The organism is Nostoc sp. NMS4 (assembly GCF_017115095.1).
In the GTDB taxonomy this organism is placed as follows: Bacteria; Cyanobacteriota; Cyanobacteriia; order Cyanobacteriales; family Nostocaceae; genus Nostoc.
On sequence record NZ_JABXKI010000295.1, the window covers coordinates 1 to 15,483 of the forward strand.

Here is a 15,483-nt window from a genome sequence, read left to right on the forward strand (position 1 = left end):
ATCTATTTTGGGCTTGGTGGTGGCCTTTCTTCTTATTTCTCTTTCCCTTTTTGGGTCGTGTCTGGTGTTCTGTTTGTCCCTTCATGATTTACGGAGAAATTACCCAAAAGCTCTCTCTCTGGCTGTGGCCCCGAAAACTCAAACGCTGGCCGAGAGAACAGGGTGAGAAATGGGGCGGATGGTTTATGTTTGGTTTATTTACCCTAATTTTCTTATGGGAAGAACTCTGGCATTTAGAAAATACCGCCTACCTGAGCGCTTGTTTGCTACTGTTAATAACTGCTGGGGCGATGATTTTCTCGGCTCTTTTTGAGCGGCGGTTTTGGTGTCGTTATCTCTGTCCTATCGGCGGAATGAATGGTTTATTTGCCAAACTCTCAATGACGGAACTCCGCGCACAACAAGGGATATGTTCTGCCAGTTGCACCACTTATCAGTGTTATAAAGGTGGGCCGCAAAAAGGCGAAGGGCTAGACACTAATGGATGTCCTTTATACTCACACCCAGCCCAGTTAGAAGATAACCGAGATTGCGTACTGTGTATGACTTGCCTCAAAGCCTGTCCCCATCGTTCCGTTGAATTTAACTTGCGTCCCCCTGCGATTGAACTGTGGACAACTCATGTACCCCGCAGCTATGAAGTAGCATTATTGTTTTTGCTGTTGGGTGGTATATATCTCCATCGTTTACCAGAGTTGCAATCTTGGTTAGGGCTGCAACTTGATTTAACTGACTTTTGGCAGCACTTGGGATTATCGCTGCTAGTGTTAATTATTCCAGCAGCTTTTACCTTCGCGGCCTATGGCTTGATTCAAGTGTTTAACTTTAACCATAGCCCTCGATCGTTTGTAAAACTCGCTTATGGCTACCTACCATTAGTGTTGGGGGGCAACTTAGCTCACTATCTACGTTTGGGCTTAGGCGAAGGCGGACGGATTTTACCCATAACCTTTGCTACTCTTGGTTTGAGTGGCGAACAATTGCCAATATTAGTTGCTCACCCGGCTGTGATTGCCTTTTTGCAAGGTACAACAATAATTTTCTCAGTGTTGATGACGATGTTATTAACACAAAAAATTGCCAAGCAATCAGTGGGTACACCAAAGGGTTTAGCGAAACTATCGCTGCTTTGGCAACACCTAGCAGCGATCGCTTTGGCAGTTAGTATGTGGATGATTATCGTCTTTTGAGCTTCACATCTTCCACCCAGGCGGTTTATAATCGCCTGGGCTAGGTGGAAAATGTGATTTAAGAACATTCTTCCCTACGAACGTGATAGAAAATACTTATATGATTTATGATTTTTGACTCATAGTGTAAGGATTACAGATAATGCACGTTCTAAAAAGATCCATCAAACCAGCAACCTATATATCTTTCCTCCACATTTACCAAACTACTTGGGGGACTGCTGGTGATATTTGTTTAATCCGTGAGTCTGTAGCTAATGATAGTACAGCGAAGTTTATCGGGCATAAAATCGAGCTAGCAATTCCCAAAGGGTTGGAGCGCGATCGCATTGCCAACTGTCCAATAATTAAAGTTGCAGGTAATGTCGGCGACGGACATCCTAAAGAGCATCCGTTGGAATGGGAAGCTTATGAGGGTGTAAATGAAGAAATAGCTTTAGCGGCTCTCAAACCTTGGGGATTCAAGTTAATTGAGCTTTAATGCGGCGATTTGATTAGCTCAACTCGCTTTCGTTCTTCTGAAACTATTTTTTCCCCTAGCGCCATCAGACATTGGCCCAAATAGACATAGGAGTGAAATTAATTATGCGTTCCCCGAAATCCTTGTAGGCATAATTCATAAATTGTACCTACGTTATTTTCACTCCTAAGTCTAATGTACTAAACCAGGTTTCTAAATCCGCGTAGTTTACCGCCGTAGGCATCGCCTGAAAATCCAACAATGCTTCACCGAGATTTTCTAATTGTTCTAAGGAGAGAGTTTCAATACGAACTAGCACCTCTTGGGGTAACTCTCCCACCCGTCGAGTCAATTGACGTAGAATGAGCAATTGCCCTTCGTTTCCACACAGAAGACAGTTTCAATTACTGTTTCTGGTGCAGGGGGAAGCAATAATACGACAACTTGCGTTATTGGTAGACGATACAAACGATACAAGCGTACCCAATAATCTAGCATCCGCAAGGGTAGTGGTGGCGTAGATTCTAGTTTGGTTTGAAATTCCAGATGGAGAATGCGTCCTTGTAGTTGTAAAAATGTGACATAATCAGCGCGAATTGGTTCAATACTCAATTCGGTTTTGAGAACACAGACAAAACCCACCTGCGTGGGTTTCAAATTCTTTGAGTCCGCGTAGGCGGACTTGGTTTGTGTAGCCGCGATTTCTAATCGCCTGGTATATTTCCAAAGGTTAGATGCTCCCTTTCCCTTGATGTATCAGTGAGATGTGTATTTCTACGTATGACTCAAAGCTATGATTTCATAGGATAAGCCAAAAAAAAATAACTTAGAGCGCTTGCTGGCATTAATTACTGTAGTCAAGCCAAACGATCGCTCATACCCAATAATCCAAATATTATAAAATAATATTACTTTATGCCCCTGCTTTCACCTTTTCCTCACAACCTGCTGGAAAAGCGTAATCTCAGAATGATAAGCTAAACAGTGGCATAAATAGGATGAAGTAATAAATGGGTGTTTATTCAACGACTCCTCATCTCTTACGGGCTGCTCGCGGTGAAGTAGTAGATCGTCCCCCTGTATGGATGATGCGACAAGCGGGACGATATATGAAAGCATATCGAGACTTAAGAGATAAGTATCCTTCGTTTCGCGATCGCTCGGAAATTCCAGATGTAGCAATTGAAGTTTCCTTGCAACCCTGGAGAGCCTTCCAACCAGACGGAGTAATTTTGTTTTCTGATATTGTCACCCCCTTACCTGGTTTGGGTATTGACATGGATATCGCCGAAGGTAAAGGGCCAATTATTCATTCACCCCTCCGCACCCAAGAACAAATTGATCTTCTGCATCCCTTAGAACCAGAAGCAGCTCTACCATTTATTAAGACAATTTTGCAAGCGCTGCGTTCGGAAGTCGGCGATAAATCAACGGTGTTGGGCTTTGTGGGTGCGCCGTGGACTTTAGCAGCTTATGCAGTTGAGGGAAAAGGTTCTAAAACCTATTCCATCATCAAAAACATGGCATTTTCAGACCCGACGATATTGCATCAACTATTAGCTAAGTTAGCAGATGCGATCGCCATCTATGCCCGCTATCAAATTGACTCTGGCGCTCAAGTTGTCCAAATGTTCGATTCTTGGGCGGGTCAATTGAGTCCTCAAGATTATGATACCTTTGCTCTGCCTTATCAGCAGAGGGTTTTCCAGCAAGTCAAGCAAACCCACCCCGATACACCTTTAATTCTGCTAGTTAGTGGTAGTGCGGGTGTGTTGGAAAGAATGGGACAATCTGGCGCTGATATTGTCAGTGTAGATTGGGCTGTGGATATGGCAGATGCACGAGCCAGATTAGGTAAACAAATGAAAGTTCAAGGAAATCTTGACCCAGGCGTGCTATTCGGCTCTAAACAGTTTATCCGCGATCGCATTCTCGATACCGTTCGCAAAGCTGGTAATTGGGGTCACATTCTCAATCTCGGTCATGGTGTCTTACCAGAAACTCCTGAAGAAAATGTCGCTTTCTTCTTTGAAACCGCAAAGGAACTTAATCTTGCAGGAGTTAAGAGTTGAGAGTGAGGAGTTATGAGTTATGAGTTAGGAGTTATAAGCTATAAATTTATCGGTTGCGAGGTGCAGAGTTATTTTTAACTCCTCACTTCTAACTCCTAACTTTATTTTTAGCTTCTGATTTGGAACTTTTAACTTGATTCTTAACTCCTAACTCTTAACTCCTAATGTTTGATAAATTCTCTATGAGCCAGAAACGGATTTTAGTGACTGGTGCAAGTGGTTGTATAGGTCATTATTTAACAGAAGCCTTAATTAAGGAAACAGATTACGAACTGTATCTACTAGTTAGGAACCCAAACAAACTGCAAGTTGATACCAAGGCACGTTCAGGCATCAACGTTTTACAAGGTGATATGCAAAATATTCGCCAATTTGCCGATTTGCTATCCACAATTGATACGGCGGTACTCACAGCCACAGCTTGGGGTGGTGATGAGACATTTGATATTAATGTCGTCAAGACTATAGAACTGCTGGAACTGCTAGATCCAGAACGTTGCCAGCAGGTGATTTATTTTTCCACAGCTAGCGTTTTGGATCGCTACAATCAACCATTGAAAGAAGCCGGGGAAATTGGGACAGATTACATCCGTTCTAAATATGAGTGCTTAGAGAAAAAAGAAAAATTAGCGATCGCACCTAAAATTACCACAGTTTTTCCCACTGTAGTATTGGGCGGTGATGCGAATAAACCTTATTCTGCTGTCACATCTGGTATTACAGAAGTGACAAAATATATTAATATAATTCGCTTTTTAGAAGCAGATGGCAGTTTTCACTTTATCCACGCACGAGATATTGCCACTGTCGTGCAATATTTAATCGATCGTCCTCCCGAAAAGGATCAACCACATCAGCTGGTTTTAGGTCAAGCACCATTAACTGCTAATCAAGCAGTGAGACAAGTTTGTGCTTATCTGGGCAAAAAGATTTACTTTCGCATTCCTATATCCATACCATTGGCTAATTTGATTATTGTTCTGTTCCGCATTCGCATGGCCGCTTGGGATCGGTTTTGCATGAACTATCGGCATTTTACTTATGAAAAATTCATTAATCCCGATAGTTTCGGCTTGCCAAATTATTGTGCAACTATGAGTGATGTTTTAAAAATTAGTGGCGTTGAACGTTAGCCAGTAAGGGAGTTTACGCCTTCTTGGTTTGATCAGGCAAAAAAATAATGAGCATTAACTTACTAGTAACTTATTAGGTAATGTGATGATCGTTAGTGTTGTGCGATTTAGAGGCAACATTCGTTGGTTTCAGTCTGATATAGATATCTGGATACTTGACTGGAACAAGTGGCGGCATGAATTTGTAAATGCTGGCTATGAGGTTCCAGAACTAGACGGTTCTGAAAGATTTGGAATTACTGTAGTTAACCAAGAGACTGCGGAAAAATTTCTATCAGCAGTTTCGATATTCGAGATATCTAAGAATAATTTGCACACCGAATTGCTGACCCATTATAAAAATGCAAAATCATGGTGGGATGTTTCCGATCTATTTCCCACAGTATTTGTTGATTTTGATAAAAATCGGGTTGGTGCATTTTACTTTGAAGGTACTAGGATAGAGAGGTATGTTCCAGATGGGTGGATTGGAGAGTTCGTAGACTTTGCTAATACCTACAACGAAGACGTATTTCCATCTAGCGAGAAATTTTGGATTTCAGATGGTTTTGACATACTTAAAATCCTTAACGAGCGAGGTAGTATGTTGAGTGATATATAAATTAGATTGGTACTAATTTTTTTGACTTGCGTCTATACCGCAATGATGAGTATTTCTAGCCAGAGGCTAGAAATGAGGCTTTAATACAGACCACTCATAAGGGCAAATCAATACTGTGCCCCTCACGTCTCTTGTATCCAAACGATAACTGATATAGTTACCCCATTCAGGTAAAAATATCAGTGGTAGAATAAAACAACTTTAATAAAAAGTCAATAGCTCTTAATTTTCGTTAGAGTGGGATAACAATCAAAGTGTGAGGATTGATACTACATGCGAATCCTGTTAGTGTATCCGATATTTCCCAAAACCTTTTGGTCTTATGAAAAAATCTTGGAGTTAGTCGATCGCAAGGTTTTATTACCACCTCTGGGTTTAGTAACAGTAGCCGCGATTCTGCCTCAAGAATGGGAATTCAAGCTGGTCGATCGCAACATTCGGGCAGCAACAGAGGAAGAGTGGGCATGGGCAGATGTAGTAATCCTCTCTGCGATGATTGTCCAGAAACAAGATTTGCTTGATCAAATCCAGGAAGCCAAAAAACGTGGCAAGTTAGTCGCAGTTGGCGGCCCCTACCCTACCTCTGTACCTCACGAAGTTGAAAATGTTGGTGCAGATTTTCTGATTCTGGATGAAGGGGAAATCACCCTACCCATGTTTATTGAGGCAATTCAACGCGGTGAAACATCTGGGACTTTCCGCGCCACAGAAAAGCCTGATGTCACAAGCACGCCAATACCCCGCTTTGATTTATTGGAATTGGATGCTTATGATATGATGTCAGTGCAATTTTCGCGTGGGTGTCCCTTCCAGTGCGAATTTTGCGACATTATTGTTCTTTACGGACGCAAACCACGCACCAAAGCCCCAGCCCAACTGTTAGCAGAGTTAGATTATCTCTATGAACTGGGTTGGCGGCGGGGTGTGTTCATGGTGGATGACAACTTTATTGGCAACAAGCGAAATGTGAAATTGTTGCTGAAAGAGTTAAAAGTCTGGATGGCAGAACATAAGTATCCCTTCCGATTTGACACTGAAGCTTCAATTGACTTGGCACAAGACTCAGAAATGTTGGAGTTGATGGTTGAGTCTGGTTTCTCGGCGGTGTTTTTGGGAATCGAAACGCCGGATGAGGATAGTTTGCAAATGACCAAGAAGTTTCAAAATACTCGCAGTTCTTTAACTGAGGCAGTAGAAACCATCATCAAAGCCGGATTGCGCCCAATGGCTGGGTTTATTATTGGCTTTGATGGCGAAAAAGCAGGTGCTGGCGATCGCATTGTCCGCTTTGCTGAACAAGCAGCAATTCCCTCGACTACCTTTGCTATGTTACAAGCGTTACCTAATACTGCGCTTTGGCATCGCCTGAAGAAAGAAGGACGATTACGGGAAAATCAAGATGGGAACATCAACCAAACAACATTGATGAACTTCCTGCCCACCCGTCCCCTAGAAGAACTTGCACGAGAATATATTGAAGCGTTTTGTACTTTATACGACCCAGTAAATTACTTGGATCGTACCTATCGCTGTTTCTTGATGATGGGTTTACCAAGTTGGAAAGCGCCAGCGAAAATGCCAGAGTGGATAGTTGTGAAAGCCTTGCTGATTGTAATTTGGCGACAAGGAATTAAACGCGAAACCCGTTGGAAATTCTGGCACCATTTGTTCAGTATTCTCAAGCGTAACCCTGGAGTTATTGAGCATTACATCTCTGCTTGCGCCCACAACGAGCATTTTCTAGAATATCGGCAAATTGTCCGCGATCAAATTGAAAGTCAGCTAGCTGAATATTTGGCACAAGGCGCAGAAACGCCTTATGTTTTAGTGAAAGAAAAAGCTGAGGAAAAAGCGGAAGCGGTAGTTAGTTAAGGTTGGTAATGGGTAATAGTAAATAAATTACTTATTACCCGTTCTCAATTAATTTGCCTTTCCAATTCCAGTTATTTGAAAAATTAACTCTGCCGCTTTACTCATTAGCGAAGTGTTAATCTCAAGTTGATAATTCCCCTGTTTTAAAACCTCAATCACAACTTGACTGAAATCTGCGTTACCTTTCCTCGCACCCAAACCATTAATTGCACATTCAATTTGCCTCACGCCACAGCTTAAAGCAATGAGTGAATTATCTACCGCCATACCCAAATCATCATGACAGTGTACTGAAACAACAACTTCGTTAATATTGGGTACTCGATTAAAAATCATTTGGAGAAGTTGCGAAAACTCTTCTGGCGATGCCAAACCCAAGCTATCAGGAATACTAACAGTCGTAGCACCACTCTTGATTGCAGTTTCAATAGATTTACACAAAAAATCTGGCTCACTTCTGGAAGCATCAAAAGCGCTCCATTCTACATCATTACAGTAATTGCGTGCCAGAGAAACACTCTCTTTGATTGTTGCTAATACTTCTTCTTTGCTTAATTGAGTCTGATTTTTCAGATTTACCGGAGTGTAAGTGTGAATTCTACCTCTAATTGCTGGTTTAATTGCTTCGGCAAGAGTGATTATTTCATCTGAATTAGAACTAGCTAGCCCACAAATAGTAGAATTTTTAATTATTTTAGAAATATTAAAGACTTGATCAAAATCTTTTTGAGAACTTGCGGGATAACCAACTTCAATAATATCCACTCCCATTTCTTCAAGCAATTGGGAGATAGTAATTTTTTGTTGTAAATTCATCTTTACACCAGGCGTTAATTCTCCATCACGCATGGTGGTATCAAAAATAATTACTTTATGATTATTTCCTGACATATTGGCTAGAGATAGCGATCGCACTTACATCAAATACAATCTTAAGGAATATCCTCACTTAAGAAAACTGTCTCTAAATCCCGATAACCACTGACAATACGTACAATTTCCACACCGCCATCAATGGGACGATAAAAGATCAAGTAATCTTCTACTGGGAAACTTCGTAAACCACCTTCAAAATTATCGCAACTTTGCCCCATATTAGGAAAATCAGCCAACAGTTTACACTGCTGTTTAATTTTTTCGTTGATTCTTTGAGCTGCATCAGGGTTATAGCGGGCAATATAACTGCTAATTTCTTTCAAATCTAGTCTAGCTGAAGGCGCTAAAATACACCTACTCATTATTTAGCAGCCTCAGCTTGTTGCATTTGGGCTTGGGCGCGTCGAATGTCTTCCTCTATTTCTGCAAATACCTCTTCACCATCAATTCCTTCACCACGTTCGAGTTCTTCAATACCTTCTTGGATTTTAGCTTTCAATTCTGCTAAACGTTTTTCTTGAAGGCGATCGCGTTCATCTAGCAATCTCAATGCTTCACCCATCACCTCACTTACTGAGTGATATCGACCACTACTAACTTTATCCTTAACCAACTGCTCCAGTTCTGGGGTCAAAGATATATTCACGATTATTACCTCATTCCATTTACTTTATATCCTAACCGAAAGGAGTTGGAGCAAGGCTAAAATAATTCGTAATTAGATAATACTAGCCTGTAGCAAGTATTACAAATGACAAATGACAAATAAGTTAATTCGCTGCCGTTTGAGCTTCTTGATAAATTATTTCTTGAAACTGGATCATATCTTTTTGGGGATCGGCGTGGCTAACTTTCACTACTATCTGTTCGCCCAAATTTACAGAACGTTTGAAAGTCATTGGCAACTGCAAGCCCAAATCTTCTAATAAAATTAAGGCCAAGTTGCTGTCTTCTCGCAGCCACATCAACACTGTCACATCCCAAATTTCCTCTGGATGACGGCGTAAATACTCTAGAGCATAATATCTATTAGTTTGGCGTTCCACCATTGTCACCTCTTGGGTGATGCTGGTGACATTCATCATCACTTCTTTAAGTTGATCTGCGGAAAATGGCAGAACTTCACCCCGCAAATGGGCTTTAATCTGAAAGTGAGTGAGTAAGTCACTATAGCGACGGATGGGAGAAGTTGCTTGAGTGTAAGTATCCAACCCCAAACCAGCATGACGCAAAGGCGTAATGCTCATTTCACTCTTGGGCATACAACGACGCATGGCGCAAGCGCGAACGAACCCGGCGGGAAGTAGCAGCAATTCCTCATCTGGAGGTAATTCTGGTTGCGGTTGACCGCGAAATGGCAAAGGTATGTTATGAGTTTTACCATAACGAGCCGCAACTTCACCGGCAACAATCATCATTTCTGCTACCAGTTGCCGCGATGGGGAATCGTCCAAAATATCAATGTGGATCTCCTCACCTTTGACTTTGATCGTCGCTTCGGGCATGGTGATGCTAATTGCCCCTTGAGCGTAACGCCAAGCTTTGCGCCTTTGCGCCCAAATTGCGATCGCGGCAATTTCCGGTTCTGCCTGTACCCGCAATTGCAGCATTTCATCTACATCTTCGTAGGTGAGGCGATAAGTCGGCTTAATGAAGCTGGTATGAATGCTGTAATCTTCTACTCCCCCAGTTGTACCTAAAACAATCCCGAAACTGAGGGCGCAAGAAACCCTTCCCTGGATCAGACTCATTGGCCCAGTTGCTAATACCTCTGGGAACATGGGAATCATCCCCGTAGGTAAATAGACTGTACTACCGCGCTTTCTGGCTTCCAAATCTAATTCATCTTCGGGTACTAACCATCTGGTGGGATCGGCGATATGCACCCAGAGGCGTTCTTGTCCATCGGGTAGTACTTCCCAACTTAGACCATCATCGATCTCTGTGGTAGTTTCATCATCAATGGTGTAAACCTTCAGGTGAGTCAGATCGAGACGGCTTGCATCTGAGTCAATCGGCGGGAAATCCAAACGCTGTTGCGCCACTTCTAATACCTTATGAGGAAATTGAATCGGAATTGAAGAACGACGCAGGAACAAGTTTTCATAAGGACTCCAGCAACCCAAATCTACCAATAGTTGAAAAGCCCCTTGGGGTGTTGTGGGTCGTCCCAGCATGGTCATAGTTTCTAATACTGGAGCGCTGGGCGGATAAGCGCGAGCTAAGGAGTCATAATTAACCCCCGTCCGCACGGTATCAGCGATTAGCGCTGCGTATTTTTCTAGTCCTTCTAAGCGCTGGCGATCGTGGCGCTCCCACTCTACTGCTTCACCTTTGAGCGCTTGCTCTACACGAGTTAAAAATTCCTGCTGTCCTTTAGCTTTTAGTGCCTCTACTTCCAGTTGGTGCTTGCGTTCTGCCACTTGAGCAGCAGTTCTCGGCTCGTAAGCGTCTCCTTTCTGCTTGAAATAAAGTTTGTCGTCTGATAACAAACAATAGGCGGCATAACAAGGAGGTGCGGCTGATTCCGAAAATAGCAGATTTGCCATTTGGTCTGGCGTAACTGTTTCCCCATCTTCAACCAATAATTCCCAAGCCACTTCTAAGCTAGATGGGTCTAAATAAGGCTCGATCTGCTCCAAAAAGCTGGCAATCTCAGAGGGCTTGTAAGTCTGTCCGGTAACTGTATAAGTTATTTGTCTCGGCGCGAGGCTGTGGGATTGACCACGTTCGTCTACCACAAACCAGCGAGTTTTACCGTCTGGACGTTCTACGATCCCCAGACGGCGATCGCCTTGAACCCTAAATTCAACTAGCGTCCCCTTCTCCACAACTCTCGCACTTTAATTTGGTGAACAGTTTAAATAGTTTTAAGTTAGGAGTTAGGAGTTAGGAGTTTTGATTCTTAACTCCTGTACAGACGTGATTAATCGCGTCTCTCATAACTCATCACTCTTTTTAGCCTTCCGCATTGATAAATGGCAACAAAGCCACAATCCGCGATCGCTTAATTGCTAATGTCAATTCTCGCTGTTGCTGAGATGTTAACCCAGTAATCCGACGTGGCAGTATCTTTCCCCGCTCGGTGACAAACTTACGCAATAAATCAACATCTTTATAATCGATTGGTTCTCCTGGCTTGATCGGAGAAAGGCGACGACGGAAATAACTCATCTTTACTTAATTTCCTTGTGAACGGTATGTTTATTGCAGTGGGTGCAGAACTTTTTCAGTTCTAGCCTGTTAGTGGTGTTGCGGCGATTCTTAGTACTGGTATAACGGTTAACACCAGCAGAACGCTTATCTGGATTTGTCCGGCACTCAGTACACTCTAATGTGATGATAATGCGGGCACCTTTACTCTTAGCCATAATCTTACAAACAGTGAAGCCTGAAGAGAATTAACACAAATGACTATCTTCTCACATTCCGCCGCATATTATCAACTAATCTTTTAATTTTTATATCAAGCGAGTAGCCACGACGCGACGAAACGATGAAAGTTCCACAATAGCGATCGTGTAAAGCTTGCCGCATCTGGGTATCAGAGAAAGCAGTCCCACAATCAATTGCTAGGGGAATTACTAGCAGTATAGCAGTGGGATTGGCTCTAATATTGCTCAGGGCAATTGACACTAATAAAGCACCCAAGCCGATAATTGCCTCTCGCTTCATCAGTGAGAGCAAATCTGGAACTCTGCCCACTACTTCCCCATTTTCCACTGACAACACCTTTAAATCGAACGCCCAACGCCCTAAACTTTGCCCTTTATTGTTGTATACCACCAGCACCCGCAAAACCAGCCAAAGTATTACAAAAACCAAGATTTCAACAAATTGAACACCGATATCGCTGCCTCCCAGTAGGGAACTAACTAACCAGACACCAAGGAAATCAAGTCCTAATGCCATACCTCGCCGCTCAATCTCAGCCTTGGGATAGTGTTTTTGGGGAACTCGTTCGATTGTCATACACAGGTATTTTTATTTAGGGGTTGGGAAATAACGATCGCTCCTGTTTTTTATATTAAGATGATGACTTGGCTTGTTGCTGGTCATTTTAATTAATTTGGAAGTTGTATCTATGACACATCTGTTTACTAAAACAGCTATTAGTCTGGTGACGACTACTACTTTAGCGTTAGCGATCGCCATCACTACTAACAACCTAGCTCATGCTGCTGAGTTCAAATTTAACTGGAAAGGAGACACGGGTTATTTAGCTCAAGGTTCATTTAACTACGATCCAACAACTGCTCCCAGCGTCATTTCTGAAACTGGTTTGGGAGCTACGAAAAACTTGCAGTCCCTCTCAATTTCTTTCTTTGATCCCTTGAATCATCTCATAAATAGTTTCACTCCAGTGCTTAGTGGTGTATCTAACTACAGCTATTTGAGATTCAACTTTGATCGCACTAAAGAGCAAATCTTTGGCCCCTTTGATGTTGGCAAGGATAACGATCTTGCTGGTGACACATGGCTAAATAATAATCTCGCGCTCATAGATGAAGATGCGAGTGATGAAGTTGTAGCTAAAGAATTTGGTTTGTACAACAGAAATATAGCAACCACAAAGCAAATACTAGATTTAAGCAATAATTCGGTTCAGATATCCAAAGTTCCCGAAGGAAGCATAATGATCGGTTTATTAGCAGTGTGTAGTTTGGGATTTACCACTCAGAGAAATCTAGACAAAGCTACCCAAGAATAAAAAAAAGTCGGAGGCGATCGCTATGTTATCAGTCAGCGATGCAGAAGCAATTATTTTAAATTTAGTACAACCGTTGGATTGTCAACTAGATACAGAAATTGTAGATTTATTGACAGCAGATAGTCGCATTTTGGCAACACCTGTAACCAGTCCCCTAGATTTTCCCCATTGGGATAATTCGGCAATGGATGGCTACGCAGTTCGTTACGAAGATGTACAGCACTCCAACGCCGAACAGCCAGCTATTTTAGAAATTGTTGAAGAGATTCCGGCTGGGTATCAGCCCAAGTCTACGATTCAACCAGGACAAGCAGCAAGGATTTTTACAGGTGCGGTGATTCCAGCAGGTGCGGATACTGTAGTTATGCAAGAGAAGACACGCCGCGAGGAAAACCGCGTATTTATTCTGGATGCACCAAAACCGCAAGAATTTGTCAGACACAAAGCATCTTTTTATCAAGCTGGAACACAACTACTACCAGCAGGAATTAAGTTAAACGCCTCAGAAATTGCCGTATTAGCAGCAGCACAGTGTCCGCAATTAGGTGTTTACCGCCGTCCGCGTGTAGCAATTTTTTCCACTGGTGATGAGTTGCTGACAATCGATCAGCCGTTGCAACCAGGGAAAATTGTCGATTCTAATCAGTATGCGCTGGCAGCTTTGGTGAGACAAAGTGGCGCAGAACCGTTAATTTTAGGCATTGTGAAAGACGATCCAGTTGCTTTAGAAAAAGTCATTGCCCGCGCTATTGCGATCGCTGATATAGTTCTCTCGTCTGGTGGTGTCTCAGTGGGAGATTATGACTATGTTGATAAAATTCTAGAGTCACTAAAAGCAAAAATCCACATTCGGGCTGTGGAAATTAGTCCAGGAAAACCCCTGACTGTCGCCACATTCGCCACTACAGACTTGATTAATCGCGTCTCTACAAACTCCCCCCTCTATTTTGGTTTACCAGGAAACCCGGCGGCTGTATTGGTGACATATTGGCGGTTTGTGCTACCAGCAATCAAGAAACTTTCGGGAATTACTGAAGGTTGGGAACCAGCATTTTTGAAAGTGCGATCGCATGATGAATTGCGATCGAACGGCAAGCGCGAAACTTACCTTTGGGGTAAATTACATTTAATTGATGGTGTTTACGAATTTCACAAAGCTGGTGGTAGTCACAGTTCCGGCAATTTAATTAATTTAGCTCAAACCAATGCCCTAGCTGTTCTCCCAGTGGGTGAAACATTAATTTCTCCGCAAGAAGAAGTGCAAGTTTTGCCGCTTATTAGTTAAAATGTCTGCTCAAAAGCCTCAATCAAACTGTTAACTTCCTCAAGGGTGTTGTAATGCACCATACTCACCCGAACTATTCCCCCTTGGGACGCTAACCCCAGGTATTCAATCAGCCGTTTAGCATAAAAATCACCATAGCGAATCCCTATATAATGTTGGTCAATTTTTGCCGGAATAGTTGAGCTATTTATTCCATCTACCACAAAAGAGATAGTTGGTACACGGAATTGACGGTCAGCTTTTGATTGACCAATCACTCGCACATTCGGCTTATTGTTAAGGTAATTTAGGAGGCGATCGCTAATTTTTTCTTCATGTATACTAATTAAATCAAACGCTTGCACCATTTGATTTCTTAAATCAGGTGCTGTTTCATTTCCGTAGTGCAGTTGTGCTAATTCACTTAAATAATCACATAAACCTAACATTCCATAACTTAATTCAAAATTGACATTCCCTAACTGAAATTTATAAGGTATGTCTGTTTGGTCAATAAAATAATGGTTAAGACCAGGCAATCTTAATAAATGTTCTTCTTTACCATAAAGTAAGGCATGATGCGGCCCATAGACTTTATAACAACTCAAAGCATAAAAATCAACATCTAAATCTTGGACATCAACTAATCTGTGAGGTGCATAAGCTACACCATCTACACAAATCATAGCGTTGCGATCGTGTACAAATGCAGCAATTTCTTTGATCGGGTTGATGGTTCCCAGAACATTAGAAGCATGAGTTAAAGCTACCAGTTTTGTACGCTGACTCATCAATGGTTCTAAATCTGCTAAATGAAGTTCTAAAGTATCTGGGCGAACTTCCCACACTTTAATCTTTATTCCTTGTTTTTCAAGAGCTACCCAAGCACCAATATTAGCCTCATGGTCACAATTAGTAACAATAACCTCATCGCCAGATGTAAAGGTTTGTCCCAGACAAATTGAGAGAACTTTTAACATCATTGTTGTAGATGGACCCATAACCACTTCTTTAGAAGAATTGGCATTAATAAAAGTAGCCATTCCCTTAGTCGCTAGAGCCAATCTTTCTCCTGCAAGTTGAGAAATCGCATAAGAAGCTCCCAACTGGACATCAGAACTTAGGAGAAATTCGCTAATTTTATCTACTACTTTTTTCAGGGTTTGTGATCCACCGGCGTTATCGAAAAAAGTCCATTCACCAGCTAGAGATGGAAAATATTGGCGAACTTTATCAAGATTCAGGAGCATAATATAAGTTTTCTAGAGAATTTTCTTTACCCTAGCTTACCTTCTAACAAGTTT

At 42.1% G+C, this 15,483-nt stretch carries 18 protein-coding genes; 8 read left to right on the top strand and 10 right to left on the bottom strand.

Annotated elements, in window-relative coordinates; translation table 11 throughout:
- Positions 1 to 1,190, top strand: a 1,190-nt coding sequence (locus tag HWQ37_RS27785; RefSeq protein ID WP_292753651.1) for a 4Fe-4S binding protein, incomplete at its 5' end; no start/stop codon positions are given.
- A gap of 142 nt (positions 1,191 to 1,332) precedes the next feature.
- On the top strand, positions 1,333 to 1,671 hold the full coding sequence (locus tag HWQ37_RS27790) for a hypothetical protein (RefSeq protein WP_292753652.1): 339 nt from the start codon (positions 1,333 to 1,335) through the stop codon (positions 1,669 to 1,671).
- A gap of 148 nt (positions 1,672 to 1,819) precedes the next feature.
- On the opposite strand, the gene HWQ37_RS34915 is transcribed toward HWQ37_RS27790, so the two are convergent.
- Positions 1,820 to 2,020, bottom strand: coding sequence for a DUF4351 domain-containing protein (locus HWQ37_RS34915; protein WP_465249722.1), 201 nt, complete (start codon positions 2,018 to 2,020; stop codon positions 1,820 to 1,822).
- The gene (locus HWQ37_RS34920; protein WP_465249723.1) at positions 1,999 to 2,307 is read right to left on the bottom strand and encodes a hypothetical protein; all 309 of its coding nucleotides are present in this window, start codon (positions 2,305 to 2,307) and stop codon (positions 1,999 to 2,001) included. Before HWQ37_RS34920 ends, HWQ37_RS34915 begins: the two co-directional genes overlap by 22 nt.
- A 353-nt stretch (positions 2,308 to 2,660) precedes the next feature.
- Between HWQ37_RS34920 and hemE the strand changes: the two genes are divergently transcribed.
- The 4 genes from hemE to HWQ37_RS27815 all read left to right on the top strand — a co-directional run bounded on the left by hemE (position 2,661) and on the right by HWQ37_RS27815 (position 7,328).
- On the top strand, positions 2,661 to 3,722 hold the full coding sequence (gene hemE / locus HWQ37_RS27800) for a uroporphyrinogen decarboxylase (protein ID WP_292753653.1): 1,062 nt from the start codon (positions 2,661 to 2,663) through the stop codon (positions 3,720 to 3,722).
- A 182-nt stretch (positions 3,723 to 3,904) separates the two neighbouring features.
- Positions 3,905 to 4,855 (top strand): NAD-dependent epimerase/dehydratase family protein, encoded by a 951-nt coding sequence (locus HWQ37_RS27805; RefSeq protein ID WP_292753654.1) that lies wholly within the window; start codon positions 3,905 to 3,907, stop codon positions 4,853 to 4,855.
- A gap of 85 nt (positions 4,856 to 4,940) precedes the next feature.
- Complete coding sequence (locus HWQ37_RS27810) at positions 4,941 to 5,456, top strand: hypothetical protein (RefSeq protein ID WP_292753655.1); 516 nt, start codon at positions 4,941 to 4,943, stop codon at positions 5,454 to 5,456.
- A 273-nt stretch (positions 5,457 to 5,729) separates the two neighbouring features.
- The gene (locus HWQ37_RS27815; protein ID WP_292753656.1) at positions 5,730 to 7,328 is read left to right on the top strand and encodes a B12-binding domain-containing radical SAM protein; all 1,599 of its coding nucleotides are present in this window, start codon (positions 5,730 to 5,732) and stop codon (positions 7,326 to 7,328) included.
- 48 nt (positions 7,329 to 7,376) lie between these two features.
- Here HWQ37_RS27815 and HWQ37_RS27820 read toward each other — a convergent pair whose 3' ends face one another.
- The 7 genes from HWQ37_RS27820 to HWQ37_RS27850 all read right to left on the bottom strand — a co-directional run bounded on the left by HWQ37_RS27820 (position 7,377) and on the right by HWQ37_RS27850 (position 12,176).
- Complete coding sequence (locus HWQ37_RS27820; RefSeq protein WP_292753657.1) at positions 7,377 to 8,243, bottom strand: beta/alpha barrel domain-containing protein; 867 nt, start codon at positions 8,241 to 8,243, stop codon at positions 7,377 to 7,379.
- A 17-nt stretch (positions 8,244 to 8,260) separates the two neighbouring features.
- Complete coding sequence (locus HWQ37_RS27825; protein WP_292753658.1) at positions 8,261 to 8,566, bottom strand: type II toxin-antitoxin system RelE/ParE family toxin; 306 nt, start codon at positions 8,564 to 8,566, stop codon at positions 8,261 to 8,263.
- Entirely contained in the window at positions 8,566 to 8,850 is a 285-nt protein-coding gene (locus HWQ37_RS27830; protein WP_292753659.1) for a type II toxin-antitoxin system ParD family antitoxin, read from the bottom strand. The genes HWQ37_RS27825 and HWQ37_RS27830 overlap by 1 nt, the downstream gene beginning before the upstream one ends.
- 124 nt (positions 8,851 to 8,974) lie before the next feature.
- Positions 8,975 to 11,035: a ribonuclease catalytic domain-containing protein gene (locus HWQ37_RS27835; RefSeq protein WP_292753660.1), complete on the bottom strand. Its 2,061-nt coding sequence runs from the start codon at positions 11,033 to 11,035 to the stop codon at positions 8,975 to 8,977.
- Between the two features lie 127 nt (positions 11,036 to 11,162).
- A complete protein-coding gene (gene rpsR / locus HWQ37_RS27840; protein ID WP_012411240.1) occupies positions 11,163 to 11,378 on the bottom strand; it encodes a 30S ribosomal protein S18 in 216 nt (71 codons plus the stop codon).
- 2 nt (positions 11,379 to 11,380) lie between these two features.
- Complete coding sequence (rpmG, locus tag HWQ37_RS27845) at positions 11,381 to 11,575, bottom strand: 50S ribosomal protein L33 (RefSeq protein ID WP_069069844.1); 195 nt, start codon at positions 11,573 to 11,575, stop codon at positions 11,381 to 11,383.
- Positions 11,576 to 11,618: 43 nt separating this feature from the next.
- Positions 11,619 to 12,176 carry an RDD family protein gene (locus tag HWQ37_RS27850; protein ID WP_292753661.1) on the bottom strand — a complete coding sequence of 186 codons (558 nt, stop codon included), beginning with the start codon at positions 12,174 to 12,176 and terminating at the stop codon, positions 11,619 to 11,621.
- 112 nt (positions 12,177 to 12,288) lie between these two features.
- Here HWQ37_RS27850 and HWQ37_RS27855 point away from each other — a divergent pair, with 112 nt between their 5' ends.
- Positions 12,289 to 12,915, top strand: a complete 627-nt coding sequence (locus HWQ37_RS27855; protein ID WP_292753662.1) for a hypothetical protein — start codon at positions 12,289 to 12,291, stop codon at positions 12,913 to 12,915.
- 22 nt (positions 12,916 to 12,937) lie between these two features.
- Positions 12,938 to 14,200 carry a molybdopterin molybdotransferase MoeA gene (locus HWQ37_RS27860; protein WP_292753663.1) on the top strand — a complete coding sequence of 421 codons (1,263 nt, stop codon included), beginning with the start codon at positions 12,938 to 12,940 and terminating at the stop codon, positions 14,198 to 14,200.
- Here the strand turns inward: HWQ37_RS27860 and HWQ37_RS27865 are convergent.
- Positions 14,197 to 15,429, bottom strand: a complete 1,233-nt coding sequence (locus tag HWQ37_RS27865; RefSeq protein ID WP_292753664.1) for a cysteine desulfurase-like protein — start codon at positions 15,427 to 15,429, stop codon at positions 14,197 to 14,199. The genes HWQ37_RS27860 and HWQ37_RS27865 overlap by 4 nt on opposite strands.
- Positions 15,430 to 15,483 lie beyond the last annotated feature (54 nt).

What these genes read in the sequence shown, in the direction of transcription:
- HWQ37_RS27790 (WP_292753652.1), top strand. Translation starts at nt 1,333, where the DNA reads ATGCACGTTCTAAAAAGATCCATCAAACCAGCAACCTATATATCTTTC.
- hemE (WP_292753653.1), top strand. Translation starts at nt 2,661, where the DNA reads ATGGGTGTTTATTCAACGACTCCTCATCTCTTACGGGCTGCTCGCGGT.
- HWQ37_RS27805 (WP_292753654.1), top strand. Translation starts at nt 3,905, where the DNA reads ATGAGCCAGAAACGGATTTTAGTGACTGGTGCAAGTGGTTGTATAGGT.
- HWQ37_RS27810 (WP_292753655.1), top strand. Translation starts at nt 4,941, where the DNA reads ATGATCGTTAGTGTTGTGCGATTTAGAGGCAACATTCGTTGGTTTCAG.
- HWQ37_RS27815 (WP_292753656.1), top strand. Translation starts at nt 5,730, where the DNA reads ATGCGAATCCTGTTAGTGTATCCGATATTTCCCAAAACCTTTTGGTCT.
- HWQ37_RS27825 (WP_292753658.1), bottom strand. Translation starts at nt 8,566, where the DNA reads ATGAGTAGGTGTATTTTAGCGCCTTCAGCTAGACTAGATTTGAAAGAA.
- rpsR (WP_012411240.1), bottom strand. Translation starts at nt 11,378, where the DNA reads ATGAGTTATTTCCGTCGTCGCCTTTCTCCGATCAAGCCAGGAGAACCA.
- rpmG (WP_069069844.1), bottom strand. Translation starts at nt 11,575, where the DNA reads ATGGCTAAGAGTAAAGGTGCCCGCATTATCATCACATTAGAGTGTACT.
- HWQ37_RS27850 (WP_292753661.1), bottom strand. Translation starts at nt 12,176, where the DNA reads ATGACAATCGAACGAGTTCCCCAAAAACACTATCCCAAGGCTGAGATT.
- HWQ37_RS27855 (WP_292753662.1), top strand. Translation starts at nt 12,289, where the DNA reads ATGACACATCTGTTTACTAAAACAGCTATTAGTCTGGTGACGACTACT.
- HWQ37_RS27860 (WP_292753663.1), top strand. Translation starts at nt 12,938, where the DNA reads ATGTTATCAGTCAGCGATGCAGAAGCAATTATTTTAAATTTAGTACAA.
- HWQ37_RS27865 (WP_292753664.1), bottom strand. Translation starts at nt 15,429, where the DNA reads ATGCTCCTGAATCTTGATAAAGTTCGCCAATATTTTCCATCTCTAGCT.